The sequence below is a fragment of the Actinoplanes sp. NPDC051343 genome, assembly GCF_044455125.1.
Lineage (GTDB): Bacteria > Actinomycetota > Actinomycetes > Mycobacteriales > Micromonosporaceae > Actinoplanes.
The window spans coordinates 533,449-557,774 of record NZ_JBITEL010000005.1 but is presented as its reverse complement, the minus strand read 5'-3'; the positions used below and the strand labels follow the sequence as shown (position 1 = coordinate 557,774).

At 67.9% G+C, this 24,326-nt stretch carries 29 protein-coding genes and 1 pseudogene; 17 read left to right on the top strand and 13 right to left on the bottom strand.

Going from position 1 to position 24,326, the window contains the following annotated elements:
• Nucleotides 1–285: 285 nt before the first annotated feature.
• A complete protein-coding gene (locus ACIA5C_RS20020) occupies nt 286–564 on the top strand; it encodes a hypothetical protein (RefSeq protein ID WP_396056612.1) in 279 nt (92 codons plus the stop codon).
• 88 nt (nt 565–652) lie between these two features.
• On the opposite strand, the gene ACIA5C_RS20015 is transcribed toward ACIA5C_RS20020, so the two are convergent.
• Nucleotides 653–1,366 carry a hypothetical protein gene (locus tag ACIA5C_RS20015; protein WP_396056611.1) on the bottom strand — a complete coding sequence of 238 codons (714 nt, stop codon included), beginning with the start codon at nt 1,364–1,366 and terminating at the stop codon, nt 653–655.
• Nucleotides 1,367–1,419: 53 nt separating this feature from the next.
• Entirely contained in the window at nt 1,420–1,728 is a 309-nt protein-coding gene (locus ACIA5C_RS20010) for a hypothetical protein (RefSeq protein WP_396056609.1), read from the bottom strand.
• A gap of 387 nt (nt 1,729–2,115) precedes the next feature.
• Here ACIA5C_RS20010 and ACIA5C_RS20005 point away from each other — a divergent pair, with 387 nt between their 5' ends.
• From ACIA5C_RS20005 to ACIA5C_RS19995, 3 genes are all read left to right on the top strand, one after another.
• A complete protein-coding gene (locus ACIA5C_RS20005) occupies nt 2,116–2,550 on the top strand; it encodes a hypothetical protein (RefSeq protein ID WP_396056607.1) in 435 nt (144 codons plus the stop codon).
• A gap of 272 nt (nt 2,551–2,822) precedes the next feature.
• Nucleotides 2,823–3,089, top strand: coding sequence for a hypothetical protein (locus tag ACIA5C_RS20000; RefSeq protein WP_396056606.1), 267 nt, complete (start codon nt 2,823–2,825; stop codon nt 3,087–3,089).
• 222 nt (nt 3,090–3,311) lie between these two features.
• On the top strand, nt 3,312–3,548 hold the full coding sequence (locus ACIA5C_RS19995) for a hypothetical protein (protein WP_396056604.1): 237 nt from the start codon (nt 3,312–3,314) through the stop codon (nt 3,546–3,548).
• A gap of 24 nt (nt 3,549–3,572) precedes the next feature.
• On the opposite strand, the gene ACIA5C_RS19990 is transcribed toward ACIA5C_RS19995, so the two are convergent.
• The 3 genes from ACIA5C_RS19990 to ACIA5C_RS19980 are packed head-to-tail and all read right to left on the bottom strand — an operon-like array spanning nt 3,573 to nt 6,739.
• Complete coding sequence (locus ACIA5C_RS19990) at nt 3,573–4,817, bottom strand: acetyl-CoA C-acetyltransferase (RefSeq protein WP_396056602.1); 1,245 nt, start codon at nt 4,815–4,817, stop codon at nt 3,573–3,575.
• Between the two features lie 46 nt (nt 4,818–4,863).
• Nucleotides 4,864–5,652, bottom strand: a complete 789-nt coding sequence (locus tag ACIA5C_RS19985) for an SGNH/GDSL hydrolase family protein (protein ID WP_396056600.1) — start codon at nt 5,650–5,652, stop codon at nt 4,864–4,866.
• A 22-nt stretch (nt 5,653–5,674) separates the two neighbouring features.
• Entirely contained in the window at nt 5,675–6,739 is a 1,065-nt protein-coding gene (locus ACIA5C_RS19980; protein ID WP_396056598.1) for an SGNH/GDSL hydrolase family protein, read from the bottom strand.
• 101 nt (nt 6,740–6,840) lie between these two features.
• Here ACIA5C_RS19980 and ACIA5C_RS19975 point away from each other — a divergent pair, with 101 nt between their 5' ends.
• From ACIA5C_RS19975 to ACIA5C_RS19960, 4 genes are all read left to right on the top strand, one after another.
• Nucleotides 6,841–7,185: a YkvA family protein gene (locus ACIA5C_RS19975; RefSeq protein ID WP_396056596.1), complete on the top strand. Its 345-nt coding sequence runs from the start codon at nt 6,841–6,843 to the stop codon at nt 7,183–7,185.
• A 3-nt stretch (nt 7,186–7,188) separates the two neighbouring features.
• Entirely contained in the window at nt 7,189–8,547 is a 1,359-nt protein-coding gene (locus tag ACIA5C_RS19970) for a cystathionine beta-synthase (RefSeq protein WP_396056594.1), read from the top strand.
• Nucleotides 8,548–8,620: 73 nt separating this feature from the next.
• Complete coding sequence (locus tag ACIA5C_RS19965; RefSeq protein ID WP_396056592.1) at nt 8,621–9,556, top strand: hypothetical protein; 936 nt, start codon at nt 8,621–8,623, stop codon at nt 9,554–9,556.
• A gap of 69 nt (nt 9,557–9,625) precedes the next feature.
• A complete protein-coding gene (locus ACIA5C_RS19960) occupies nt 9,626–10,273 on the top strand; it encodes a hypothetical protein (RefSeq protein ID WP_396056591.1) in 648 nt (215 codons plus the stop codon).
• On the opposite strand, the gene ACIA5C_RS19955 is transcribed toward ACIA5C_RS19960, so the two are convergent.
• On the bottom strand, nt 10,254–11,303 hold the full coding sequence (locus ACIA5C_RS19955; RefSeq protein WP_396056589.1) for a DUF695 domain-containing protein: 1,050 nt from the start codon (nt 11,301–11,303) through the stop codon (nt 10,254–10,256). The two genes, ACIA5C_RS19960 and ACIA5C_RS19955, sit on opposite strands and share 20 nt — an antisense overlap.
• A 176-nt stretch (nt 11,304–11,479) precedes the next feature.
• Here ACIA5C_RS19955 and ACIA5C_RS19950 point away from each other — a divergent pair, with 176 nt between their 5' ends.
• Nucleotides 11,480–11,794 carry a hypothetical protein gene (locus ACIA5C_RS19950; protein ID WP_396056587.1) on the top strand — a complete coding sequence of 105 codons (315 nt, stop codon included), beginning with the start codon at nt 11,480–11,482 and terminating at the stop codon, nt 11,792–11,794.
• Here the strand turns inward: ACIA5C_RS19950 and ACIA5C_RS19945 are convergent.
• A complete protein-coding gene (locus ACIA5C_RS19945) occupies nt 11,791–11,955 on the bottom strand; it encodes a hypothetical protein (RefSeq protein ID WP_396056586.1) in 165 nt (54 codons plus the stop codon). The two genes, ACIA5C_RS19950 and ACIA5C_RS19945, sit on opposite strands and share 4 nt — an antisense overlap.
• A 121-nt stretch (nt 11,956–12,076) precedes the next feature.
• Between ACIA5C_RS19945 and ACIA5C_RS19940 the strand changes: the two genes are divergently transcribed.
• The 5 genes from ACIA5C_RS19940 (at nt 12,077) to ACIA5C_RS19920 (ending at nt 17,408) form a co-directional block, all read left to right on the top strand.
• Nucleotides 12,077–13,489: a CHAD domain-containing protein gene (locus ACIA5C_RS19940; protein ID WP_396056584.1), complete on the top strand. Its 1,413-nt coding sequence runs from the start codon at nt 12,077–12,079 to the stop codon at nt 13,487–13,489.
• 53 nt (nt 13,490–13,542) lie between these two features.
• Entirely contained in the window at nt 13,543–14,511 is a 969-nt protein-coding gene (gene ppk2, locus ACIA5C_RS19935; protein WP_396056582.1) for a polyphosphate kinase 2, read from the top strand.
• A gap of 279 nt (nt 14,512–14,790) precedes the next feature.
• A complete protein-coding gene (locus tag ACIA5C_RS19930; protein ID WP_396056580.1) occupies nt 14,791–15,690 on the top strand; it encodes a ribonuclease Z in 900 nt (299 codons plus the stop codon).
• Complete coding sequence (locus ACIA5C_RS19925; RefSeq protein ID WP_396056578.1) at nt 15,687–16,898, top strand: GNAT family N-acetyltransferase; 1,212 nt, start codon at nt 15,687–15,689, stop codon at nt 16,896–16,898. The genes ACIA5C_RS19930 and ACIA5C_RS19925 overlap by 4 nt, the downstream gene beginning before the upstream one ends.
• 57 nt (nt 16,899–16,955) lie before the next feature.
• Nucleotides 16,956–17,408 (top strand): GNAT family N-acetyltransferase, encoded by a 453-nt coding sequence (locus tag ACIA5C_RS19920; RefSeq protein WP_396056576.1) that lies wholly within the window; start codon nt 16,956–16,958, stop codon nt 17,406–17,408.
• A gap of 292 nt (nt 17,409–17,700) precedes the next feature.
• On the opposite strand, the gene ACIA5C_RS19915 is transcribed toward ACIA5C_RS19920, so the two are convergent.
• Nucleotides 17,701–18,036 (bottom strand): hypothetical protein, encoded by a 336-nt coding sequence (locus tag ACIA5C_RS19915; protein ID WP_396056574.1) that lies wholly within the window; start codon nt 18,034–18,036, stop codon nt 17,701–17,703.
• Nucleotides 18,037–18,204: 168 nt separating this feature from the next.
• On the opposite strand from ACIA5C_RS19915, the gene ACIA5C_RS19910 reads away from it, so the two are divergent.
• Nucleotides 18,205–19,149 carry a S1C family serine protease gene (locus tag ACIA5C_RS19910; RefSeq protein WP_396056572.1) on the top strand — a complete coding sequence of 315 codons (945 nt, stop codon included), beginning with the start codon at nt 18,205–18,207 and terminating at the stop codon, nt 19,147–19,149.
• Between the two features lie 219 nt (nt 19,150–19,368).
• Here ACIA5C_RS19910 and ACIA5C_RS19905 read toward each other — a convergent pair whose 3' ends face one another.
• From ACIA5C_RS19905 to ACIA5C_RS19890, 4 genes are all read right to left on the bottom strand, one after another.
• Entirely contained in the window at nt 19,369–19,692 is a 324-nt protein-coding gene (locus ACIA5C_RS19905) for a hypothetical protein (protein ID WP_396056570.1), read from the bottom strand.
• 144 nt (nt 19,693–19,836) lie between these two features.
• The gene (locus ACIA5C_RS19900) at nt 19,837–20,127 is read right to left on the bottom strand and encodes a type II toxin-antitoxin system RelE/ParE family toxin (RefSeq protein ID WP_396056568.1); all 291 of its coding nucleotides are present in this window, start codon (nt 20,125–20,127) and stop codon (nt 19,837–19,839) included.
• The gene (locus ACIA5C_RS19895; protein WP_396056566.1) at nt 20,124–20,408 is read right to left on the bottom strand and encodes a type II toxin-antitoxin system Phd/YefM family antitoxin; all 285 of its coding nucleotides are present in this window, start codon (nt 20,406–20,408) and stop codon (nt 20,124–20,126) included. The genes ACIA5C_RS19900 and ACIA5C_RS19895 overlap by 4 nt, the downstream gene beginning before the upstream one ends.
• Before the next feature lie 932 nt (nt 20,409–21,340).
• Complete coding sequence (locus ACIA5C_RS19890; RefSeq protein ID WP_396056564.1) at nt 21,341–21,925, bottom strand: hypothetical protein; 585 nt, start codon at nt 21,923–21,925, stop codon at nt 21,341–21,343.
• A gap of 111 nt (nt 21,926–22,036) precedes the next feature.
• Between ACIA5C_RS19890 and ACIA5C_RS19885 the strand changes: the two genes are divergently transcribed.
• Entirely contained in the window at nt 22,037–22,780 is a 744-nt protein-coding gene (locus ACIA5C_RS19885; RefSeq protein ID WP_396056562.1) for a hypothetical protein, read from the top strand.
• Between the two features lie 162 nt (nt 22,781–22,942).
• On the opposite strand, the gene ACIA5C_RS19880 is transcribed toward ACIA5C_RS19885, so the two are convergent.
• Nucleotides 22,943–23,674 (bottom strand): hypothetical protein, encoded by a 732-nt coding sequence (locus tag ACIA5C_RS19880; RefSeq protein ID WP_396056560.1) that lies wholly within the window; start codon nt 23,672–23,674, stop codon nt 22,943–22,945.
• A gap of 163 nt (nt 23,675–23,837) precedes the next feature.
• On the opposite strand from ACIA5C_RS19880, the pseudogene ACIA5C_RS19875 reads away from it, so the two are divergent.
• Nucleotides 23,838–24,239: pseudogene (locus ACIA5C_RS19875) on the top strand (recombinase family protein); the annotation flags it as partial.
• Between the last annotated feature and the right edge of the window lie 87 nt (nt 24,240–24,326).

Sequence of the window (24,326 nt, the reverse complement as noted above, 5' to 3'; positions counted from 1 at the left end):
AGTCGGAAATAGACTGTCATGACGGACCCGCTCGCTTCTGGCATGTTGTTGGCATGCCCAAAACGTCTGGCCTTTCGGCCGCCATCGTGCTGCGCCCGTCTCGTGCACTGTGGACAAAGCGGACCGGCTTCGGGTAGCCGGCTGTGATCAACGCCCGCCGCGCCCCGGAGTGTCGGCTCCGGCGGCGTCGCGGGCTGAATTTCGATACATCCGGGACTGGTCGACCCCGCGTGGGGTAGAGGGGCGAGCCACCGGCCAGGTAAACGCGGCAAGGAATCGAACTTCATGGAACACAGGAACATCGCTCTTCCCGCTCGATGGCGGGCAGCCTACCGGGCGGCGCTGGCACTTCTGGAAAGCGACCAGCCGTACAGCGATCCGGCAGACCCCGTCACGCGCGCTCGAGTGCAACGTCTGCGTACGGATACCCGCAGGTGGATCCGCGAGCAGAAGATGCTCGCCTCGGCCGGCGTCCTCACACCCGTCCAGACCTTCTTCATCGCGCAGATCCCGGACAACTGGCGAGAGATCGACTTGCGTCGGCGCCAGCGCCGGAGGTCGTGACCCGAGTGACGACCGCGCGCCCATGAAACGGCAAAAGGCGTCTGAACCGCGATACGTCGCGGTTCAGACGCCGAAACCGTCGGTACCGTCAGCTCGGCTCGGGAGAACCGACCGGTCCGCCGGGCAGTTGTTCTTCGACGATCGGCACCGCACGGGCTCCGGACTGCTCGATCCAGAGCGCCCGTAGCTGGGTATGCATGAACGACGCGAGTCGATGACGGTAGTCGGAGTCGAACGTCCCCAATGCCTCGATCTGTTTCTGCAGTGCCTCGCGCTTGATCGCGAGACTCCCGACGGCGTCCTCGTAACGTTGTTTCGCTCGAAGGTCCAACTGATCGGCGCGGTCCCGGCCATCGGCCACGATCCGTTCGGCTTCGGTCCGCGCGTCCGCGAGGGCCGACTCGGCCCGGCGCCGGATCTCGGCGGCCTGGGCATCGGCTTCCCGGCTGCGAAGCTCGGCCGCCGCCCGAGCCTCGTCACGGAGCCGGTCCGCCTCGGCGCGGACCTTCTCGGCGTACGCATGTGCCTCGAGCCGGATCTGCTCGGCCGCGGCCTGGGCCTCGGAGCGGACCTTCTCGGCCTGCCGGTTCGCCGCGGTGATGTGATTTTCGGCCGTGCGCTGCGCCAGTGCCAGAACCTGAAGTGCTTCGTCCGGCGACATCATGATCGATGCCGGCGGGTTCGGCACGGTCTCGGTCGCCGTTATCACCGGAACCACAACGGCCGCGCTGCCGACGGCGCCGCGATGGACCGTCACCTTGACCCGTTCCGCTTTTTGATCATCCTTCACGACCGTCTCCATGATCTTCGGCGAGGCGAATGCGGTGATTCCCCGATGCGGTGGCGTAGCGCGCGTCATCGTCCATTCCCATCGGGCAGGTAGCCGCTGTGGTAGACCGTTCCGGGCGGTGCCGCCGACGAGGCGGACAGGCCCGCGCGGCTCGCGCCGCTCAACGCGGGCGGCGCCGAGCGCCACCACGACACCGACCGGTCCTGGCGCTGGTGGTACGCGGCGAGTACGGCCGGATCGTTGACCAGGTGATGGAGGTGTCGCGTGGCAAGCGCCAGGATGAGGACGCCTACTCCGGTGATCGACGCGTAGGTGAGGCGGCCGTTCCGGGCCAGGGATTGCACTGAACCGGTGATACCGGCGTCGGGGTACATGCGCGAGAACCTTTCGGATCGGCGATGGGGACGCGGTGGCGGACCGCGAAGCCTCGGCGCGAATGCTGGCAAAATCGCGCAAAGTTGGCAAAGTAAATCTGTCCCTTTGCCGGAAATCCAGTCTTTCAACGTCGAATTCGCGCACCGCGGTATGGCCCGGCCGCACGCGCTCTCGTCCAAACAGGTAACGAGGTATTCCTGAACGGGTGAGCGGGCGCGTCGGATAAGTCACTGAATCCGGCCTACGCTGTTCGGATTAATGCTTATGGCTGGACATGATTGAAGTGTCGGCGAGGACAGCGACGCGTACCGCTGAATGCCTGCGTAGGCCGCCAACTGTTATTCAGGTAGGGCAGCCAGAACGGGGACAACCGAGGGAGCCGAGCCATGCCAGAAGCCGACGTCACCGACGGCCGCGAGCTCTGCTGTGCCGGCGACCGCTGGCGACCGCTCGCCCAGCAGCTCGCGGCGCGGTTCGCGGCGGCCGGAGGCAGCGACGAGGGGATGATCCAGGCGGCCATCGGCGCGATCCTCGACGTCGAACGCCGTCTCGGTTCGCGGGGGCCGGAGTGCGCGTCCCTGGTCGTACCGCTGGTCGTCCGGGCTCTGCGGCGCCACCGGCGCGAGCAGTTCCGGCGGCGGCCGACGAACGCCCGGCCGTGTCCGGCGCTGCTGGCGGCGATCGCGTCGGCCGAGAGCGAGTTGTTCGCGCGCCTGCGCCGGTCACCCACGGTCGACGAGGTCGCGAGCCACCTGCACCTGGCCGAGCATCACGTCATCGCCGGGCTCGAGGCGGGATGGTCCGCGGTGGCGACCGGGTGAGACCCGACGCCCCGGATCCGCCGATCGGTCAGCCCCGGACGTCCTTTTGCCGCCAACCGTAAACCTGCGACCGAAAACCCGCGTCGTGGAATGGCAGTTTTTCGTGTCGCAAGAAGCGGTTCGTGAAGCGATAGGGCCCATTCCCGTAACGGCACGCCCTTAACCGGCAGTGGTGCCGGCGGCACTCGTCAATCGCGACGCGAACCACCCCGGGGATTCCCGGATCCGGTTAACGGGAATCCCCGGTTCAAAATCGACGTAGCAGGTGAACGATGACGGCCCCCGGCAACGACCCTCTCTTCCTCGCTCTCACGCTCGGCCTTCTCATGTCGACCGCGTACGCCCTGGGCCGGATCCATCAGTGGCACCGGCACGGTCTTCAACGGGACGAGGCGTACCGCCGGGGGTACGACCGGGCCTCGGTGTCGATTCTCAGCATCATGACCCGGCGGAGCCCGGTCCGCGTCGGCCGGCTTGCCGCCGATCGGCCGCAGCTTTACCGGACGCGGCACGAGGAATGCGACCGCACCGGCATCTGAACAGCGAAGACTTCCCTCTCCCGACCGATTCTGCGACCACCTCCATCGCGGGTTCGGTCGGCGGCGAAAAGGGTGGTCCTTCCCCCGCGAACCGGGAAGGGCCACCCTTTCGTCGTGCTCGGAGCGGCCGCGCGAAACCGTCGGAAAAAGTGGGATGATCGGCGGAAAGGGTCACCGTAGACGGCATTTCGTCGCGTTGTTTCAGCGCTTTAAGCTTGGCCCATGCTGACCGGTGACAACAGTGTCTTCCAGCTCATCGCTTGCATCCTGATTTCGGTGCTGGGCGCCTATGGCGGCGGACGCATCCATCAGTGGTACAAGCACAGCATGGACCGCGACAGATCTTTTCGCGAAGGATACAGCCACGGCTATCACACTCTCTTTGCCGTGGCTGCCCGCAACACGCGGCTCGACGCCGAACTGCACGACATGATCGGTCCGGACGGTTCCGGCGAATGAAACGCCGGCCGGGAAGAACAGCGATCAGCTGAGGCGTTCGAGGACCATCGCCATGCCCTGCCCGCCACCGACGCACATCGTCTCGAGGCCGATGGACTTGTCGTGCCAGTCGAGGGAGTTGAGCAGGGTGCCGGTGATGCGGGCACCGGTCATGCCGAACGGGTGGCCGACCGCGATCGCGCCGCCGTTGACGTTGAGCTTGTCGAGCGGGATGCCCAGGTCCTTGTACGACGGGATCACCTGGGCCGCGAACGCCTCGTTGATCTCGACCAGGTCGACGTCGTCGATGGTCATGCCGGCGCGGGCCAGGGCCTGCTGGGAGGCCCCGACCGGGCCCAGGCCCATGATCTCGGGGCTGAGGGCGGTGACGCCGGTGGAGACGATGCGGGCGAGCGGCGTGATGCCGAGCTCGCGGGCCTTGGTGTCGCTCATGATGACCACCGCGGCGGCGCCGTCGTTGAGCGGGCAGCAGTTGCCGGCGGTGACCCGGCCGTCGGGGCGGAATACCGGCTTGAGCCCGGCGACTGCCTCGACCGTCACGCCGGGGCGGGGGCCGTCGTCCTTCGAGGCGACCGTGCCGTCGGGGAGAGTGACCGGAGTGATCTCACGTTCCCAGAAGCCGTCGGCGATCGCCTTCTCGGCCAGGTTCTGCGAGCGGACGCCGAACTCGTCCATCTCCTCGCGCGAGACGTTCTTGATCTGCGCCAGGTTTTCGGCTGTCTGCCCCATGGTGATGTAAATGTCCGGAGCGGCACCGTCGAGCCGCGGGTCGTGCCAGGTGCTGCCGCCGGTCGCGGAGGCGGCCGTGCGGGCCATCGCCTCGGAGAAGTACGGATTTTGCCATCCGCCGCCGACCAGGGCCTGCGCCTCCGACGGCAGCCCGTCGGAACTGCCCCGGGCGAAGCGGGAAACCGTCTCGACACCGGCCGAGACGAAGATGTCGCCCTCGCCGGCCTTGATCGCGTGGAACGCCATGCGGGTCGTCTGCAGCGACGACGAGCAGTAGCGGGTGATGGTGGCGCCGGGCAGGCCGTCGAGCCCTAGCTTGATGGCGACCACGCGAGCCATGTTGAAGCCCTGCTCGCCGCCGGGCAGACCGCAGCCCAGGTAGAGGTCTTCGATCAAGGTGCGGTCGAGCTGCGGCACCTTGCTGAGCGCCGCGTCGACGATGGTGGCGGTGAGGTCGTCGGGACGCAGGTCCCTCAGCGAGCCCTTGACGGCGCGGCCGATCGGGGAGCGGGCGGTGGCGACGATGACAGCTTCCGGCATGGCACCACGTTAACTCGTCGGTAACTTAGCCGGAAGTATAGATAAGTCACACCCCTGACATGGCCGCCTTGGCTACCGCCGGGTACAAAGCGTGGGCCCAGACGCGGTAGCCGTCGGCCGACGGATGGAAGCCGTCGTAGCAGAGCGTGCCCGCGTCGGCGCGAAACACCGCACCGGTCTCCACGCCCAGGTCGACCACCACCCCGCCGGCCTCCTGCACCGCTGTGGCCTGCGCCTTGGCCATGCGGCGACCGAGCAGGCCGGCCACCTGACGCAGCGGCGGCGCGATCGAGCGGATGGCACCGAGGTCGGGGCAGGTGCCGACGACGACCCGTACGCCTGCGTCGCGCAACCGGCGCACGGCCTGCCCCAGCTGAGCGGCCGCCTCCTCGGGCGCGCGCATGCTGGTCGCGTCGTGCGCGCCGATCAGCACCACGGCCACGTCGGGACGGTCGCCGAGCAGCGCCCGCGCGACCTGGGTGGCCAGGTCGGCGGCCCGGGAACCGGCCACGCCGACGCTGGAAAGCAGCACGTGACGCTCGCCCGAATCGGGGCCGCCCTCGGAGAGCAGCCGCGCCAACTGGCCGCCGACCGTCTCGGAGAGCCACTCGACGCCGACCCCGATCGCCGCCGAGTCGCCGAGCAGCACCAGCCGGAGCGCGGGAGCCGACACCGGACCCATCGACGTGCGCAGGGCGAGGCCCATGGTCGGCTTGGCGTAGCGCCGGGCCTTGGCCGCGAGCACCTCGCCGGCGAGCAGGGCGAACCCACCCACCCCGGCGGCGAGCAGACCGGCCGTCGCCGCCTTGCCTATGCGTGCATTGAGCCCGGCCATGTCGCCTCCCTGCTGAGCGCAGTCAGTGATCCTCTGGCGTCCAGCCTACGGCGCCCGAGGCGGAGCGGCCGCTCGGAACGGATGCGCTGTCGTCATGAGAAGGGGTGCGATGGTGTCCGAACCAGAGCCGCGGCTCGCCGAACCAGGGATGCCGTCGCAGCACCGCCCAGCGCCCGGCCGGTCCGCGAACCGGGCTGACCTCGGTGCCCGCCGCGCGTACCGCCTCCTGCGCCGCCTCGGGCAGGCTGCGCACGCCGACCTCGGCGGCCGGGCGGTCGTCCTCGCCCAACGCGGCCAGCAGGGTCGGCAGGACCACGGCGGCGGCCCGGGCGTAGCCCTCGGCGGACGGGTGGAAGTGGTCGGACGAGAACATGCGCACCGGGTCGGCGGCGAACATCGGGCCCAGCAGGTTGCCCAGCGACACCGTGCGACCGCCGGCCTCGACCACCGCCACGGTCTGCGCGGCGGCCAGGTCACGGCTCCACTTCCGGGCGAGCCAGCGCAGCGGCGGCTTGATCGGCTGGATCGCGCCGATGTCGGGGCACGTGCCGACGACGACCTTGCAGCCGGCGTCCCGCAGGCAGCGAACGGCGTCGGCCAGATGGCGTACGGCGGCGGCCCGCACCGAGGCGTGGGTGACGTCGTTGGCGCCGATCAGGATGACCGCGACGTCGGGCCGGTATTCGAGGGCGGCGTCCACTTGGTAGGGCAGGCCGGACGACATCGAGCCGACGACGGCCACCCGGTGCAGCCGCACCGGGCGGTGCAGCCGCCGGGAAACCCCGGTGGCCAGGAGCGCTCCGGGAGTCTCGCGCGGACGGTGTACGCCGTACCCGGCGGCCGAGGAATCACCCAGGATGACCATGCTGATCGGCTTGCCGCCGAACTTCGCCCCGTAGACCCCGTCGCCGCGCGGCGGGGGAGCCTCGGCCATCGGGATGATCCGGCGGGCGTCCGCCGCCTGGCGCAGCAGCAGACCGACCGACAGCGCGGCCACGCCGGCGATCGTGCCGGTGACCCCACCCGCGATCTGCCCGGCCACCTTGATGCGGCGCCAATCCTGGTTGCTGAGCTGGATGACGCTCACTGTGCCTCCCCCGTCCCCCTTGATTCGAGGCTAACGCGTGGCGGCGACCGGCAATCATGGCGCGCTTAAGTAATGCTTGGGGGACGGAGAGGAGTTGGAGAATGGCTAAGACGCTGAAACGAACGGCCGCCTTCACGGCGCTGACCAAGGCGTTGGTCTCCGGTGCCCGGGGTGGTCCCTCGCTCGGCAAGCGGGTGGCCGCGCTGCCCCGCATGCTCAAGGCCACCGCGAAGGGGGAGTACGACGGCGGCATGCGGGTGGCGTTGATGGCGGCCGCCACGGCGTACGTGGTGTCGCCGATCGACCTCATCCCGGAGGCGATCTTCCTGGTCTTCGGGCTCGCCGACGACGCCGTGATGATCGCCTGGCTGGCGGGCACCGTGCTCAGCGAGACCGAGCGCTTCCTGGAGTGGGAGAAGCAGCGGGCGAGGACCGTCGTAGTCTGAGGTGTGAGCTATTACGACAACGTCGTCGAAATGATCGGCAACACGCCCCTGGTCAGGCTCAACAGCGTCACCGAGGGCATCGCCGCAACCGTCCTGGCCAAGGTCGAATACCTGAACCCGGGCGGTTCGGTGAAGGACCGCATCGCCCTGCGCATGATCGAGGACGCCGAGGCCGCCGGCCTGCTGAAGCCGGGCGGCACGATCGTGGAGCCGACCAGCGGAAACACCGGTGTCGGCCTGGCCCTGGTGGCTCAGCGGCGCGGCTACAAGTGCGTGTTCGTCTGCCCGGACAAGGTCAGCGAGGACAAGCAGAACGTCCTTCGGGCGTACGGGGCCGAGGTCGTGGTCTGCCCGACCGCGGTCGCCCCGGAAGACCCGCGTTCCTACTACAACGTCTCCGACCGGCTGGCCCGCGAGATCCCCGGGGCCTGGAAGCCGGATCAATACAGCAACCCGGCCAACCCGCGTTCCCACTACGAGGAGACCGGCCCCGAGCTGTGGAAACAGTGCGACGGGCGGATCACCCACTTCGTGGCCGGGGTCGGCACCGGCGGCACGATCAGTGGCGTCGGGCGCTACCTCAAGGAGCAGGGCGACGTACGCGTGATCGGCGCCGACCCGGAGGGTTCGGTCTACTCCGGCGGCACCGGCCGTCCCTACCTGGTCGAGGGCGTCGGCGAGGACTTCTGGCCCACGACGTACGACCGCGGCATCTGCGACGACGTCATCGAGGTCTCCGACTCGGACTCGTTCGAGATGACCCGCCGGCTGGCCCGCGAGGAGGGCCTGCTGGTCGGCGGCTCGTGCGGGATGGCCGTGGTGGCCGCGCTCGAGGTGGCCCGCAAGGCCGGCCCGGACGACCTGATCGTGGTGCTGCTGCCGGACGGCGGCCGCGGCTACCTGTCCAAGATCTTCAACGACGACTGGATGGCCCGGTACGGCTTCCTGCACGCCGTCGGTGACGAGCCCAAGGTCGCCGATGCGCTGGAGGGCAAGGGCGGACGCATTCCGCCGCTCGTCCACGTGCACCCGACCGAGACGGTCCGCGACGCGATCGACTATATGCGGGAGTACGGCGTGTCCCAGCTTCCGGTGCTCAAGGCGGAGCCGCCGGTGGTGACCGGCGAGGTGGCCGGCTCAATAGCGGAGAAGGCCCTGCTCGACGCCCTGTTCACCGGCCAGGCTCACCTGCACGACACGATCGAGCGGCACATGAGCGACCCGCTGCCGATGATCGGTGCCGGTCAGCCGGTGGGGGAGGCGGTCGCGCTGCTGGAGAAGGCGGACGCCGCGCTGGTGCTCATCGACGGCAAGCCGGCGGGCGTACTGACCCGCCAGGACCTGCTGGTGCATCTGACCTGACGGCCTGACCTGACAACCCTGGTCCGACGGGCGGGGCAGCGCAGAGATCCGCGGTGGACGATACTTCTCCGCCGTGGATCAACAAGACCCGTTCGACGGTCTCGAGGACTGGGCCAGGAAGACCGAGAAGCGCGTCCGCCGGGAGCGCTGGCAGCGCCGCGGGTTCTGGATGCTCGCGGTCGTGGTCGCCGCCCTGGTGGTCGTCGCTGTCGTACCCGGGCTGAGGTCGGCGGTCGCCGGAAACCGGGAGGCGTCCGGCGCGTACCCGACGGAAAGCGTGCCGTCCGGCATCAGCGTGACCACGACCGCGAAGGCGGTACCGACCGATCCCTTCGCCGGGTCGCCGGCGGCTCATTATCCGAAGGGTGCTGCCGGCATCACGATGCCGGCGGCGACCAAGGTCGCCGGTTTCTCCGCCGCCCAGGTGGGTGCCGCTCTCAAGGACGTACGCGCCGCGATGATCGCCGGTCGGCTCGACCCGCAGATGCTGGTCGGCCACAAGCCGGACAAGTTCCTGGGCCTGCTCGCCCCGAACTCGCGCAAGGTGATCAAGGGCTGGTTCAGTGGCCAGGACCTGTCAACGGTGGCGACCTGGATCGACCCGGCAGTGCGTCTCGACCCGGCCGAACCGCCCCGGGTCAGCGGCCGCACCACCTATCGTTCGCTTTCGGTCGGCGGGATCCGGACCCTGCGGATCACCACCAACTACGTCTGGGTCTATGCCTTCGAGGGCCCGGAGCATCCGCTGGCGGCCGAGCACGACCAGATCGACTGGGACTTCCCGGACACCCGTAACCTGCGGACCGGTGACCGGGGAATGTGGCTGATCAACACCAGGTCGTACGGTGCCCTCGTCGACTGCACGGCCGCCGGCAAAGGCCTGCTCGCGCCGACCCGCATGGACAGCGCGCCGGTGGCCGCACCGTCCAACACCGAGGACCCCGACAACTACCTGCGCGCCGACCACTCCCTCGACATCGGTGACGACTGCGGAAACCCGCCCAGCTAGTGCGACGCCGTCGGCCGGAACGACGGTTATCTGACCGGTATGGCTGGCAACGTGTTCCGGGCGAGAGCGATGCCGGCGCGGACCGCCGGCGTCCGGCCCGATCAGGTGCGCGACGTGCTCGACGTCCGCGACGACGCGCTGGCCGCGCTGACCGTACTGGCACTGATCGCGCGCATGCTGCGCGAACTGCTCGCCGACCGGCCGGACCGCGGCTACCCGCTGAGCGCCGCGGCGATCACGGTCGGAGCGGTGAAGGTGGCCCTGCCGATGCGCTGCGGCCGCCTCGGACGGGTGTGCCCGCTCCCGGCCGAGGCGGGCGTCGTCCGCACCTACGAGACCGCGGTCGCCCGGGTGCTGACCGCGCTCGACGACATCGACCCGCCGCCGGCCGCCCGCGCCCGCCGGCGGCCGCCCAGCCTCAGCAAGCGGGCCGGTTCGCTCGCCGGTCTGCGGAAGGCGATCCGGGCCACCGACCTCGCCCGCTCGGCGGCCCAGGACCTCTCCGACGAGCTGTACGCCATCGGCGTCGACGTGTGCGGCTTCGACCTCTGCGACCTGGTCGTCGACGAACTCGAACTGCTCGAGGGCTTCGTCTGGGACAGCACCACCCGGTGGCCGCGCCCGCTGGTCGACCCGGTGTTCGCCCGCTCGGTCTCGAACGGGGACGGGACGATGACGGTCCGCGCCCCCGCGATGCTCATCTGGCCAGGTGACTGACGGCGGTCCAGCCGGGGTCGGGCGTCACCTTCAAGCGGATGCGGCCGTCCGGCCAGTCGAGCAGCAGCGGTTCGAGCACCGCCGCGGCGGCCGGGCGCTCGGCGTACAGGTGGGTGGTGCGGACGCCGTCCGACGTCTCGTGTGCGACCACGACCGCGCCGTCGACCCGGGCGTCGATGCGGTCCTCCAACGCGTAGAGGGCCGGGAAGGCGTCCTCGGCCGGGAAGCCGTTCTCGTCCCGCGACCGGTAGGGCACGTCGATCCGGATGTGCAGGTCGTACGCCGGCCACCGTGCCGCCTTGAGCGGCGTCTGCACCAGGGCGACCAGCGGCTTGCCCTTCCGGCTGCCGGCCATCGTCGACCACAGTGCCTCCCCTTCGGCCGGGACCATGCCGTCGACGACCTCGGCCAGACCGGCCCCGGTCAGATCTGGGCCGGTCAGATCAGGGCCGGTCAGTTCGGGGCCGGGCTCGCTCGCCGTGCTGATCGCGCCGATCCAGATCTCGACCCGGTCCTCGCCGAGCACCCAGTCGAGGGACAGGAAAGCGACCTGCAGCCGGGCCTCCTCGGGCAGTCCGGGAAAGACCGGGTGCCAGACCGTCACGTGCACGACGCTGGCTTCGGCGTCGACGACCGCCCCGAACCGCAGCTCACCGAGGTCGAGCCGGTGCCCGGCGATGTCGAGGACCGCGCCGTCGAGCGCGCCCGGGTCACCTTGGCGGGCCGACGCGTACCCGAAGGTGCGGTCGGCGTCCGGCGCGGCCCGGCGCCACCGCTCGGCCAGCGACCGCAGGCCGGCGTCGCCGGCCGAGGTGACCACCAGCAGGTGAGCGGAGTCGGCGCCGGCCGTGAACTCCCACTGCAGACCGGGGTGGACCGCCGACACCCGGTCGCCGATCTCGGCCACCAGCGCGTCATCCGGCGTCCCGGCGATCATCTTCTCGGCCCGCGGGCGCGCGGTCGCCCACCACGCCCAGAACTCCTGGATAGCGGCCGTGGGGTCACCCTTGCCCCGCCGTCGGAAGATCACGCGCGCGAGGCTACCTGGTGCTCCGACCGCTGAAAAGATCGCCGGCCGGCCAGGCGCGCGGACCGATGTGGACAGTGATGTCCTCGAGCAGTCAGAACAGCAAGCGGTAGAGCAGACGTTCACACCCGTGGCTGAAAAAGATCGACATATCCCAACATGCTGCGCAAACTGAGGCCATGCCAGCGTTCTACAGCGACGAGGAACGAGCCGCCTGGGTCCTCGCCGAGTCATTGATCGAGCGGGCCCGGGAGATGATGAAGAACGCCGAAACCGCGCTCACGACGTGGAAAGTCGGCAAGGAGATGAACCGCCTGCGCTGTGCGCGCCGCGGGATCAGCACGTCGGACGCCGAGATCCGGTGGTCCGACTCGGCCAACGCCAAGAATGCGATCACCGACAACACCTTTCACACCGGCCTCGCGACGATGTACTTCGGTGCCGCGGCGGCGAATTATCAGCGTGCCCTATATCTGCGGAACCGGGCCCGCTAGCGCTCCTCGTGCGGCTGTTGCACGATCGGCTTCGGCTCCGGGCGGGGCGTATCGGTCGGCGCGGCCTGGGCCGGAGTGGCCAGCGTCAGGCCGAGAATCGCGCCCGCGCCGATCAGACCGAGCCCGGCCAGCGAGATCGGGCGACGCTCCTGCTTCTCCATCTGGTCCCCCTGACGTTCGACCGGCCCACCACGGTGCCAGTCCTTCCTGAGAACCGGCTGTGCAGAGCCTGCTAATCGGTTGGCCTGTCTAGAGCGGCCGGATACGGGCAACATGAACGGGGTGCAGATCGCGACCGAAACCGAGCGCAAGTACGACGTACCCGAGGGCTTCGAGCTGCCGTCCCTGACCGGATCGGCCGGCATTCGCAGTGCCGGCACCGCCGAGACCCACGACCTCGACGCCACCTACTTCGACACCGACGAGCTGAGCCTGATGCGGAACCGCCGGACTCTGCGACGCCGCACCGGCGGGCACGACGCGGGCTGGCATCTGAAGACCCCGGCCGAGGCGGGCAGCCGCCGCGAGCATCGGCTGCCGCTCGGCACCAGCAATGGCGAAGTGCCGGTTGAGCTGCGCAAACAGGTGCGCGCGATCATCCGGCGCCGGCCACTGCAACCGGTCGCCGAGCTACGCACCCACCGGATCGAGACCCCGCTCGAGGACGAGTCGGGCCGCACGCTGGCACTGGTCGCGCAGGATCGGGTGACCGCGGTGGTCGACGGCGAGGAGCAGCGCTGGCAGGAGATCGAGGTCGAGCTGGTCGACGGCGACGCCAAGGTCCTCGACGCGGTCGAGCGCAAGCTCTTCGCCGCCGGGGCCCGGGCCGCCGCCGGTCCTTCCAAGGTCGCCCGCGCCCTCGGCGACCGCGCGCCGGTCTCCGACCCCAACGGCAAGATCAAGGTCAACCCCGTCCTTCGGTACGCGAAGGAGCAGCGGGACGACCTCAACCGGTTCGATCCGGGCGTCCGGCGCGGGGAGGGCGAGGCCGTGCACAAGATGCGTGTCGCCACCCGGCGCCTGCGCAGCTGCCTGAAGACCTTCAAGCGCACCTTCGGCGACGCCGACGAGGTCCGCGACGAGCTCAAATGGCTGGCCGGACTGCTCGGCGAGGTCCGCGACGGGCAGGTCCTGTCGGGCAAGCTCCTCGAGGGGGTGGAGTTCCCCGACGTGGCCGCCCGTGTGCGCGAACACCTCGGTGCGCAGGTCGAGCGGGGTCAGGCGGCCCTCGACGAGGCGCTGGAGAGCGAGCGCTACCTCGTCCTGCTCGACCGCATCGACCGGCTGGTCGATCGCACTCCGCGGGTCGAGAACGACCCGCTCCGACGGGTCCGTCGTGATCTCGAGAAGGCCGACGACCTGCTCGATCAGGCAGTGGCCGCGGGGCAGGACCACGAGCTCCACGAGGCCCGCAAGGCCTACAAGCGGGCCCGGTACGCGGTCGAGGTCTTCCAGCCGACCGTCGGGCGACCGGCCAAGCAGTTGGTCGGCGCGCTCACCGATCTGCAGGACGTGCTCGGCGCCCATCAGGATTCGGTGGTCGCCCGGGAACTGCTCGAACAGTGGGGTTCCGACAGCTTCCACTTCGGCATTCTGTGGGCCCGGCAGGAACAGGTGGGCCGGGAGACGTACGCCCAGTTGCCGGTGGTTGTCGAGACGTCCCGGAAGAGGAAGCTTCGGAAATGGCTCGGCTGATGTTCACCGCCGGGAAAGATGCGGGGTAGGTGTGCGTGGGTATGAATTCACACATGCAGGCCGAGCCAGATCACGCATATGAAAACGGATACCAGGACGAGCAGGTGACCCCGCCCTACAGCGGCCCGCTCAGCGAGCTGGGCGGCTATCGGGTCGCGGACGACGATGACGACGACCCGGTGCTGCTCAACGCCGACGGCACCCCGGTGGACACGTGGCGCGAGGACTACCCGTACGACGAGCGGATCTCCCGCCACGAGTACGACCACCAGAAGCGGCTGCTCCAGATCGAGCTGCTCAAGCTCCAGAACTGGTGCAAGGACACCGGCGAACGCCTGGTGATCCTCTTCGAGGGACGGGACGCGGCCGGCAAGGGCGGCACCATCAAGCGCTTCATGGAGCACCTCAACCCGCGCGGCGCCGGCGTGGTCGCTCTGGAGAAGCCGAACGAGCGGGAGGCCAGCTCGTGGTACTTCCAGCGCTACATCAGCCATCTCCCGGCGGCCGGCGAGATCGTGCTGTTCGACCGCTCCTGGTACAACCGGGCCGGCGTCGAGCGGGTCATGGGCTACTGCACGCGGGCCGAATACCTCGAGTTCATGCGGCAGGCTCCGGAGCTGGAGCGCATGTTCGTCCGCTCCGGCATCCACCTGATCAAGTTCTGGTTCTCGGTGACCCAGGGCGAGCAGCGCACCCGCTTCGCGATCCGGCAGGTCGACCCGGTACGCCAGTGGAAGCTCTCGCCCAACGACCTCGCCTCGCTCGACAAGTGGGGCGAGTACACCGAGGCGAAGGAGGCGATGTTCTTCTACACCGACACCGCCGACGCGCCCTGGACGGTGGTGAAGAGCAACGACAAGAAGCGGGCCCGGCTCGAGGCGATGCGGCACGTGCTCAACCGGTTCGACTACGCCGACAAGGACGAGGAGATCGTCGGCCGTCCCGACCCGCAGCTCATCGGCCCCGCGTCACTTGCGGTGGAAGGCACCGAAATGTCCCCGCGGGTATTCCCGCGTCTCTAGTGATTTAAAAAGCGTTGGCGATCGGCCGCCGCCCAGCTAAGTTGGCCGTACACGTGAAGGGAGGTGGTCCGAAGTTGTATAGCAACGGGACTCGTGAGGTGGCTGTCCGCTAGCCGCTGTCCTCGACAGCTTCGTGATTGAACGTCGAGACCGTGTGGCAGCGGTCAGGCGAATACGCGACAGCCACCCGACCCCCGGGGATCCGGCCTTGTCCGACCGGACCACGTTCGCTTCGGCGCCGTGGAAGTCCCCGGGGGTCGCTTTATTTGTGGAGTCCCTTTGACACGCGAATTGGTCGTTCTCGGCACGGCGAGCCAGGTCCCGACCCGGCACCGTAACCACAACGGCTACTTCCTGCGCTGGGACGACGGGGCGATCCTCTTCGACCCGGGCGAGGGCAGCCAGCGCCAGATGCTGATGGCCGGCCTGGCCGTCACCCCGATCCGGCGCATCTGCATCACCCACTTCCACGGCGACCACAGCCTCGGCCTGCCCGGCATCCTGCAGCGCATCTCGCTCGACAAGGTGCCGCACCCGGTGGTCGTGCACTACCCGGCGGCCGGCCAGGAATACTACGAGCGCCTGCGGCACGCCACGAGCTACTGGGACAACGCCCAGATCATCGCGTCGCCGGTCGGCGACGACTTCGCCGACGGGCCGCTCACGGCCCTGCCTCTCTGGCACTCCGTGCCCGCGTACGGTTATCGCATCGAGGAACCACCCACCCGCCGCATGCTGCCGTCGGCCCTGGCCGCCCGCGGCATCTCCGGTCCCGCCGTGGGTGAGCTGCAGCGAGCCGGACGCCTCGGCGACGTGACCCTGGACCAGGTGTCGGCCGAGCGGCCGGGGCAGAGCTTCGCGTTCGTCATGGACACCGGCCTGTGCGACAACGTCTACAAGCTCGCCGCGGGCGTCGACATGCTCGTGATCGAGTCGACGTTCCTGGCGTCCGACGCCGAGATGGCCCGCATGGTCGGCCATCTGACCGCCGGTCAGGCCGCATCGGTGGCCCGCGAGTCGGGGGTGCGCCGGCTCGTGCTCACCCACTTCTCCCAGCGCTACCAGGACCCGGCCCGCTTCCTCGACGAGGCCGGGGCCGAGTTCGACGGCGACATCGTGATCGCCGAAGACCTGATGCGCATCCCGGTGCCGCCTCGTGTGGAAAGTCCGGCCCGGTGACCGAGGTCCGCATCGTGCATCTGAGCGGCGCCGTGTTCCGGGCCCTGGCCGAGGGTGACCGGGCCGGTGCGGAAGCCGCCAGTTCGGTGCAGCTTTCCGACTACCTCGCCGGCCCCGAATGCCGCGGCCTGTGGCGGATGCGCAGCGAGCAGTGCGATCGGGACCCGGTCGCCGCGGCGTGGGTCACCGGCATCGTCCGGGACGAGCGGCAGTCGCTGGCGGTCGGTGCGGCCGGCTTCCACGGGCCGCCGGACGCCGATGGCATGGTCGAGATCGGCTATCGCATCGATCCTGCCTACCGGCGTCGTGGCTATGCGCGTGCGGCTCTCGGGGCGCTGCTGGCCCGGGCCGCCCGGGAACCCGGCGTCCACCGGGTGCGGGTCAGCATCCGCCCCGACAACCTGGCCTCGTCGAACCTGGCGCTGTCGTACGGCTTCCGCCGGATCGGCGAGCAGTGGGACGACGAGGACGGGCTGGAACTCGTCTACGAGCTTCCGGCCGGCGAACAGCCACTGCAGGGCGGCTTCGTCAGCGACGCCGTGCTGGTCGAGGGCACGGTGCGCAAGCCGCCGCCGGGCGACGCGGAGTTCGTGCACCGCCTGTTGCGGCACTTCGAGGAGCATCGGTGGGCCGGTGCGCCCCGCTACCTCGGCACCGACGACCGCGGCCGGGACGTGCTCAGCTTCGTCGACGGCGAGGTTCCGTGGCGGCCCGGTCAAGAGATCCGGACGGAACGCAGCCTGATCGAGGTGGCCCGGCTCGTGCGCCGGTTCCACGATCTGACGGCCGGCACCGAACTCGCCGGCGGGCACGAGGTGGTGTGCCACAACGACCTCTCGCCGAAGAACACGGTCTATCGCGACTCGCTTCCGGTGGCGTTCGTCGACTGGGACATCGCCGCGCCGGGCGACCGCATCCACGACGTCGCGCATGTCTGCTGGCAATACTGCGGGCTCGGGCCCGACGTGCGGGACGCCGCGGAGGCGGCCCGGCTCGTGCGGGTGATCGCCGACGCCTACGGGCTGGCGGACCGCCGGGCTCTGGTCGACGCGATCCTGTGGTGGCAGGACCGGTGCCGGCGCGGCATCGACGCCGCGGCCGACGCCGGCGAGCCCGCGATGGTCCGGCTCCGGGAGAACGGAACGGTTGACGCCGTACGCGCCGCCTACGACTGGACCTACGGACACCGCGACCTACTACGCCAGTAGGTTGGACCGATGCACCTGCGTACGGGAAAAGATCTTGACTTTGAAGCTGTCGGACGCGTGCATTGGCGCTCCCGCTCCGCGGCCTACGCCCACATCCTGGCGCCGGAGACGCTGGGTGGCGGGTCGGCCGAGGCCCTCGGCGACTGGTGGTCGGAGCGGTGGAAATGGGAGCAGGAGACACATCGGCTGACCGTCGCCGACCGCGACGGGGAAATCGTCGGATTCACCTACGTCGGGCCGAGCGAGACCGACGGCGCCGTCGAGCTGTACGCCATCCACGTCGTGCCCGAGCTCGTCGGCACCGGGATCGGGCGTGAGCTGATGGCCAACGCGCTGGAGCAACTCAAGGAGATCGGCGGCGAGCGGGCCGTCCTCTGGGTGCTCGAGGAGAACGATCGCGCGCGCCGGTTCTACGACCGGGGCGGCTGGGTGCCCGACGGCGGGACCCGCGTCGAGGCGGTCAGCGGGCAACCCGTGCCGCAGCTGCGATATTCGCTATCACTTCGGTGACTCGGTGGGCGGGAACGCGCGACCAGGTGTTGCGGGGGAACCTGTGGTCACGCGTTCCCGCCAACCGCCCCGCCCGGAAACCGGGGTTGCGCCTGGCCGGAGGCGCGGGAAACAGCGGAGGCATGCCGTTTCCCTGCAATCCGGTCGCTGGGCGGGTTGTGGGCGCGGGACGCCGGTGCGCTGGCGGGGCGCGCCGGCATCGACCGCTCGACGACGTCGGCCGCCGGGCTGAAAGCCTTGGCCTGCCGGGGGACGGTCAAGCTGTCGGGCGACGTCGATGCTTTCTGGAGTTTTAGTCGAAATAGCCGCGGTTGGTGTCCGAGCGGCGCCGGCCCGGGGGCGAGTCGGCGCGGCGACCGCTGTTGTCCTCGAACCCGGCCCGCAGGCCCGGTATCGCCCGGATGCTGTTCAGGTCGTGCCGGAGGGTCCACGCCTCCCGCCACGGGCGGCGGGACGCGGCGTCGGCCCGCTCGGCCAGACGCCGGGGCGCACACGGCCACCGCCATCCACACCAGACGCAGCTAGCGTCGTCGCCCGGTCCGGCATGGCGATCCAGCATCTGCTGCGCGTCCTGCCAGAGCAGTCGATCCACGATGTCGGCCGGCACGGACTCGTCGGCGATGACCATCCTTGCTCCTCCCGGAATCGGCGGAACTCACATCACATACAACCCCCAAATACCATCAGCCGGTCGGACGTAGTGTGCGACTCTCGCAACTATCTGTAACCGGCAGTGTTCGCCATGGGCGGACGGCGGCCGGGCATCGACGACCCTCCCGCCCGTGTTGACTGCGACATGGATACCGAACACACGGGTGTCGAAGCCGGGGCGCTTGACGCGTACAGCGAGGTCGTGACCGGCGTCGCCGCGCACCTGCTGCCCTCGGTGGCCGCCCTGTCCGTGCGCACCCCGCAGGGTGCCGGCGCGGGGTCGGCAGTCACCTTCACCGACGACGGATTCCTCCTCACCAACGCCCACGTCGTCGCCGGCGCGCACAGCGGCACCGCCGCGTTCGCCGACGGCACCGAGACGAAGTTCGACGTGGTCGGCGCCGACCCGCTGTCCGACCTCGCCGTGGTCCGGGTACACAACCCGGGCGCGCCGGCGGTTCTCTTCGGCAACGCCGACACCCTGCGGATCGGCCAGCTGGTGGTCGCGGTCGGCAACCCCATGGGGCTGGCCGGCTCGGTCACCGCCGGCGTCGTCTCCGGCCTCGGCCGGTCACTGCCGGCCCGCGACGGCCGGCGGGTCCGCATCATCGACAGCGTCATCCAGACCGACGCGGCGCTCAACCCGGGCAACTCAGGCGGCGCCCTGGCCGACTCCACCGGCACGGTGGTCGGCATCAACACGGCGGTGGCCGGGTACGGCCTGGGCCTGGCCGTGCCGATCAACAGCACCACCCGCACGATCATCGGCGAGCTGGTCGGCACCGGAAAGGTCCGGCGGGCCTGGCTCGGCGTCGCGGGCGTACCCACCCCGCTGCCGCCGCAGCTGGCCGACCGGCTCGGCCAGAAACTGGGGCTCAGAGTGGTCGAGGTCGTCCCGGGCAGCCCGGCCGGCAGCGCCGGCATCTACCTGGGCGACATCCTGATCACAGCGGGCGGCCAGCCGACCTCGACCGTGCAGGCCCTCCAACGGCTCATGCTGGGCCCGGCCATCGGCCAGAGCCTGCCGATCACGTTGCTACGCAAGAACGCCTTGGTCGACGTCGTAACGATCCCGGCGGAACTGGGGTAGGGGGTCGGGTCGTTGGGGTGCGACCGTGTCGGTGAGGGCCTGGACACGAGCTCGGTGACGGCGGGAAAGTGGGCGCGGCGTTGCCAGTCCATGAACAGATCCACGTCGCCGCTCGGGCGGTCGCCCATGCCGTGGACGCGCACCGCGTAGCCGCCGGCGAGGGCAAGTCCGTGTTCGGGGCCCGCGGCCGTCAGGGCGATCTCGGCCCGTGGCGAAACCCTATGCGGCTGCCGCCCTGGAGGCGGTGTCCTTGAGCTGCGGGAAGCGTTCCTCCCACGCCCGGCGAAGGTCAGCCGGGAGCCAGAGCGTTGGCCAGAGCCGAGTGAGGGTGGCGCGGTCCAGGAACGCGTGCAGGTCGTCCGGCTTGGTGGCCTCGATCAGGACCGTGCGGTAGAGGTCGACCGTGCGATCGGGAGCCTCGAGCTTGTAGTCCGCCGAACCGGACCAGTCGAGGTGGGATGGGAGGGTCACAACGCCGGTGATCCGGCCGCGCAGCAGTGCGAGATCATCCGTGACAACGATCGGCTTGGCGTAGCGGCGCATTCTGGTCAGCTCCCGAGGTCATCGTCTCGCGCCAACGGGCGCCCCGGTCGGGGCGCCCGTTTGTCGTCAGCTGGCGGTCTTGGCGACACCGACGGGGCAGTTCATGCCGTTGGGAACGAGGCTCGACACATGTGCCGTATTGAATCAGCGCGACCGGTATGCATCCGCACGGTGCTCGATCGCCGTCACGGTTACGACGTGGTCGTCTTCGTCGATCTCATAGAGGACTCGGTACGTGCCCCGTCTGGCCGACCAGGTGCCTTCGAACGGGGGCAGAAGAAGTCGTTTGCCGACCCGATGCGGGCTGTCGAGGAGGGCGGTCGTGATGAACTCGTACACGGCCGCGGCGATTTTCTCCGGCAGCCGTCCGGCCAGGGCGCGTGCGGCCGGTCCGGCCACCTGAAGCCGGTAGCGGCCGGGGCTCGGCGCGGTCACCGTGCCCGCTTCGATCGCTTCGCCATCAGTGCTGCCAACTCGTCGGCGTCGAGGACGTCACCGGCTTCGACCGCTGCTTTGGATTCGGCAAGTTGCCGCATGGCTTCGGCGCTGGACAGGACCTCCAGGGTCTCTTCCAATGCCGCGAGATCATCGGCGGAGATGAGCACCGCGGCGGCATGGCCGTGCCTCGTGATCTCTATCCGCTCATGTGTCGAGGCCACCGCGTCGATGAGTTCCGAGAGGCGGTTGCGGGCGTCGGTGAACGGTACGGCAGTCATGCTCGAAGTATAGGCAGACTGGCGCGAAGTCTGTACAGATTTTCGGGGTGCTCGGTCGGCCAAGGCCACCGGGCCGTCAGCCCGGTGGCCTGCCGTTGCTAAGCGGTCTTGGCGACACCGACGGGGCAGGTCATGCCATTGGGGACAGGGCTCGAAAAATGTGACCCATACTAGCCATGGTCTTCAACTCAAAGCGTTGTCGGCCGCTCGTCAACCAGGCGATCGGCAAGCTCTCGAAGGCCTGCCCCACAGAGAATCACGTTCCGTTGCCCGAGACGTCTTGTGAGCATCAGGTGGTATGCCGTGACAGCATCCTGTTTGCCAGACGTCACAATGATGCTGTGACTTCCCTGTTTGGCCCCCTCTCGCAGTGGCCCGTGCGCGCTATCTCCGACTGTGACTAGCTCAGCAATTCCGGCCGCGGCAACTGCTTGCCCGAGGTTCTTGTAGTCCTCGTTCGTGTGTCCCGTGACCTTGGCAAGGATCACGATCTTGTCCGGCCGGTCCGGCTCCACGCCGGCGAAGGCCTTAAAGACGGGGCGCATTCCAGGGGCTCGGCCGTCACGATCCGTGCCAACCAGGCGCATGACGACAACGCCATCGGATGCACTCCGGTATTCGAGTAGTCCTTCGTGACCTGTCACCGGCACCCAGGAGGCGGACGGGCTTGTCATGAAAGTGTCTCGTTAACGAGTAGCCTCATAAGACTTTGATAGGCCAGGATAAACGCGCTGTCAGGCATATAGATGATTGCCACGAGAAACAAGGCCGCGCGGACGAGAGAGAGCAGCCGCATGCAGCGGCTATCGCGCGAGCCCCCTACTTGAGGGCGGACATCGGTTCGAGGGGCAACTGATATCTGCGGGACAGGGCTTTATCTGTGTGACCCATGAGAGGACCTGCGCGGCGACCCATCCCGACGTGCCATGTGCTTAAAGTCTGCGTGTATACCTCTGGCCTGTGGTCATCTTGCCAATCGCGGCTTGCCACTCCCGTTGCTTCCGCACCGCCTCAACCTCGGCCTTGACGAGTACTCGCCAGCTCGACCTTCCCGCCTTGGCCGTCACCCGCAACTCGACTTCGCCGATTGGCGGAACGGCATCAGGACCAACCTCCATGTCCGCGAAGTCAACCCGCCATCTTGCGCGATCACCGACGGCCAGCCCGGTCACCACACCGCCGGGCGAGTGGACAGCACTGCCACGAGGTGCACCAACCTCAACCCCATCCTGGCTATCCGGAAACATCACCCCAGCCGTCAGCAGCTCTACCCGGACCTCATCCAGGTCCAGCGGCTCCACCAGTTGCAACGCGAGTCGCTGCCAGCCCCCAGTACCCGTGTCGCTCCCATTGACGTCCTCCACCAGCGCGGTGAACACAGGCGTGTGCTCATGCTCGGCCATCCGCTCATCAGCGTTGGCCGATCGCCGGCTACTTCCCGCCGCCCACACCGCGATGACTGCGCCGCCGATCGAAACCGCAGATCCTGCCCAGGTCGGCGCATCCCCCCAGTCCATCCGCCTAGCTCCTTCTACCCAAAATGGACGATTGTCCGACTCACAGTAGCGGAGGGTGACTCCTGTTGGCGTTGCAAAGTTAGCGCTCGGCTCACCCGTAGAATCTCTGGAATGAACGAGGATGACTTCAATACCACCGCAGGGCGTCTCGCCTTCTATGTTGAGTCAGCACTATATGCTGACGCACAGCAGCCCGCCCTCCAAGAGTGGAAACGGATCTTCGGCATTGACGAAGTAGGCGGCGTTCTCCGTTGTGCGTCAGAACTAACCGAATTGGCCCAGCAAGTCGCTCTTCAAGTGAGGGCGCTTCCAGATGATGAAGACCCAGATCATCTCTTAGAAGAATGGCCTAACATCGAGGTCTTTCTTGGATGTTTTGGACATGTCGGAAATAGCCAAATGGAGTTGTTTCAACGGACGCTTTCGGCAGCAACAGTGTACAGCCTGAAGACATGTGCCCGTGCGCTCCGGCGCCAACGCCAAGCCGAGCCGGTCGTTCCTGAAGAAGACGCGAAGAGCTTAGTTGAGCTTGTGCGAGCCGTTATCGACGAGATAGCCGCTTCTGGCCTTCCGGCTGACCTAAAACGTGAGCTAATCAATCGGCTTAGAGATGTCGAGTGGGCGATACTGAATGTTCGAATTGGCGGATATGAAGGAATTGCGAAGGCGCTGGATTCCTTCACTTTCAGATCAACGCTCAATTCTCGTGGTGCCGGTGACGAGGATAAGGAAAGAATGGTCAGCTGGTGGACTCGGCTCTGGACCGGTTTGACTAAGGCTGCACGAGGCGCAGCAGAGCTGTCAGGACCTGTTGCCACGACCGTGGAAAATATCCGCCAGATCACCGGAAGCTAGGCATGATTGAGTGGCGCTCAGCTTGTAGTTAAGTGTAGGCAATCGAGCACATGAATTTCTCGGGGCGCGCGGCTTTAGAATGTGTCGCCCTGAGCGCGCTTGAGGCGTCGAACGCACTCTAGCGATTTCGTCGCGACACCCAACCAGCCTGCGCGAGAAGGCTCAAGACGTAGCCGCAGCGGCCAATGATTTCTTTATCTTTTGAGGCTTTCTTGGCTCTGATGCGAAAATGCACATGGCCCCGATGAAGAGGCTGAGCGAAAACAGTATTACAGAAATTAAAGCCGTGGCAGAGCTAATGCGCGCTAACTGCTCCTTTTGCCATGATAGCTGATTTCCGAGAAGAGCAACGTCCCGATAGTTAGTCACTTCTCCCGCCGCTTTCGTAAGGTTCACATCGTTAGTCCGCAACTCTGCTTCCGCTCTTACTATGTCGTTGATGTTGCGACTTTCGACGGCAAGATGAAGGCGATGGGCCGACATGCTTTCGGTACCCGCCTCATTGACCAAGTCTTTGGCTGCGGATTGATCATTCATTTGCGACCCTCGAAGCTTGGTGTCAGAATAACTGATATCACTCCGGATTGAGTCCTGTCTCAGGCTTAGTAATCCGTAAATTAGGACCGCAATGATGATCGTGATCAAGGCAAGGGAAACCGTGACTGCCTGCCTAAGTGACCACTCGGCTTTGGTTTGGTTCACATCGAATACGAGATCACCGATACCGGCCGCAGACACCACGATGGCAAGAACCAAAAGATCGCCATTTTCAAACAGGTCTACGAACGTCGGTATGGCGTTGCCGTCAATCCAGCCGGTTAGTATCCGGGAGGCGATCGGCAGGAGAGGCAGTAGAACCCCGAACAGTGCCCAGCGTGTAAAGGTGGCCTTCATGGAAGGATCCTTCCACGAGGGTTATCTCTTGCCTACTTCCTGAGCATTCAGGTGGATATCGGTGCTCTAGCGCGCTTCGCGATGCAGGTCATCGCAATTAGGGTGGGAATCCGGTCACTTACTTGCCCGGGGACAGGGCTTAAGCTATGTGACCCATCGGCGTATGGTCGCTGTCATGCGTGCTGCGATCTACTGCCGGATCAGCCAGGACCGGGCCGGAGCAGGGCTTGGTGTAGCCCGCCAGGAGGAAGACTGCCGCACCCTCTGTGAGCGTAGGGGATGGGTGGTCGTTGAGGTCTACCCCGACAATGACGTCAGCGCCTACTCGGGTGCACCGCGCCCGGCGTGGTCGCGTCTACTGGCCGACGTCCGAGCGGGCACTGTTGACGCGATCGTCGGGTGGCATGTCGACCGGCTGACGCGGTCGCCACGGGAGCTAGAAGACGTAATCGATCTCGCCGACAAGTACGGTGTCGAGCTGGCCACGGTCACGGGAGACGTCGACCTCAGCACGCCCACGGGCCGCCTGGTTGCCCGGATGCTCGGCGCCGCCGCTCGGCACGAAGCCGAGCACAAGGCAGAGCGGCAGAAACGCCAGCGTAGGCAAGCGGCCGAGGCCGGGAGGGTTGCCGGCGGAGGATACCGTCCGTTC

Bases quoted from the DNA above. Each gene is read 5' to 3' on its own strand.
- ACIA5C_RS19945 (WP_396056586.1), bottom strand. From the start codon at position 11,955: ATGGAGAAGCAGGAGCGTCGCCCGATCTCGCTGGCCGGGCTCGGTCTG.
- ACIA5C_RS19985 (WP_396056600.1), bottom strand. From the start codon at position 5,652: ATGGCCGGGCTCAATGCACGCATAGGCAAGGCGGCGACGGCCGGTCTG.
- ACIA5C_RS19910 (WP_396056572.1), top strand. From the start codon at position 18,205: ATGGATACCGAACACACGGGTGTCGAAGCCGGGGCGCTTGACGCGTAC.
- ACIA5C_RS19950 (WP_396056587.1), top strand. From the start codon at position 11,480: ATGCCAGCGTTCTACAGCGACGAGGAACGAGCCGCCTGGGTCCTCGCC.
- ACIA5C_RS20000 (WP_396056606.1), top strand. From the start codon at position 2,823: ATGACGGCCCCCGGCAACGACCCTCTCTTCCTCGCTCTCACGCTCGGC.
- ACIA5C_RS19890 (WP_396056564.1), bottom strand. From the start codon at position 21,925: ATGGACTGGGGGGATGCGCCGACCTGGGCAGGATCTGCGGTTTCGATC.
- ACIA5C_RS19885 (WP_396056562.1), top strand. From the start codon at position 22,037: ATGAACGAGGATGACTTCAATACCACCGCAGGGCGTCTCGCCTTCTAT.
- ACIA5C_RS20005 (WP_396056607.1), top strand. From the start codon at position 2,116: ATGCCAGAAGCCGACGTCACCGACGGCCGCGAGCTCTGCTGTGCCGGC.
- ACIA5C_RS20010 (WP_396056609.1), bottom strand. From the start codon at position 1,728: ATGTACCCCGACGCCGGTATCACCGGTTCAGTGCAATCCCTGGCCCGG.
- ACIA5C_RS19915 (WP_396056574.1), bottom strand. From the start codon at position 18,036: ATGGTCATCGCCGACGAGTCCGTGCCGGCCGACATCGTGGATCGACTG.
- ACIA5C_RS19895 (WP_396056566.1), bottom strand. From the start codon at position 20,408: ATGACTGCCGTACCGTTCACCGACGCCCGCAACCGCCTCTCGGAACTC.
- ACIA5C_RS19960 (WP_396056591.1), top strand. From the start codon at position 9,626: ATGCCGGCGCGGACCGCCGGCGTCCGGCCCGATCAGGTGCGCGACGTG.
- ACIA5C_RS20020 (WP_396056612.1), top strand. From the start codon at position 286: ATGGAACACAGGAACATCGCTCTTCCCGCTCGATGGCGGGCAGCCTAC.
- ACIA5C_RS19905 (WP_396056570.1), bottom strand. From the start codon at position 19,692: ATGCGCCGCTACGCCAAGCCGATCGTTGTCACGGATGATCTCGCACTG.
- ppk2 (WP_396056582.1), top strand. From the start codon at position 13,543: ATGCAGGCCGAGCCAGATCACGCATATGAAAACGGATACCAGGACGAG.
- ACIA5C_RS19995 (WP_396056604.1), top strand. From the start codon at position 3,312: ATGCTGACCGGTGACAACAGTGTCTTCCAGCTCATCGCTTGCATCCTG.
- ACIA5C_RS19975 (WP_396056596.1), top strand. From the start codon at position 6,841: ATGGCTAAGACGCTGAAACGAACGGCCGCCTTCACGGCGCTGACCAAG.
- ACIA5C_RS20015 (WP_396056611.1), bottom strand. From the start codon at position 1,366: ATGGAGACGGTCGTGAAGGATGATCAAAAAGCGGAACGGGTCAAGGTG.
- ACIA5C_RS19880 (WP_396056560.1), bottom strand. From the start codon at position 23,674: ATGAAGGCCACCTTTACACGCTGGGCACTGTTCGGGGTTCTACTGCCT.
- ACIA5C_RS19990 (WP_396056602.1), bottom strand. From the start codon at position 4,817: ATGCCGGAAGCTGTCATCGTCGCCACCGCCCGCTCCCCGATCGGCCGC.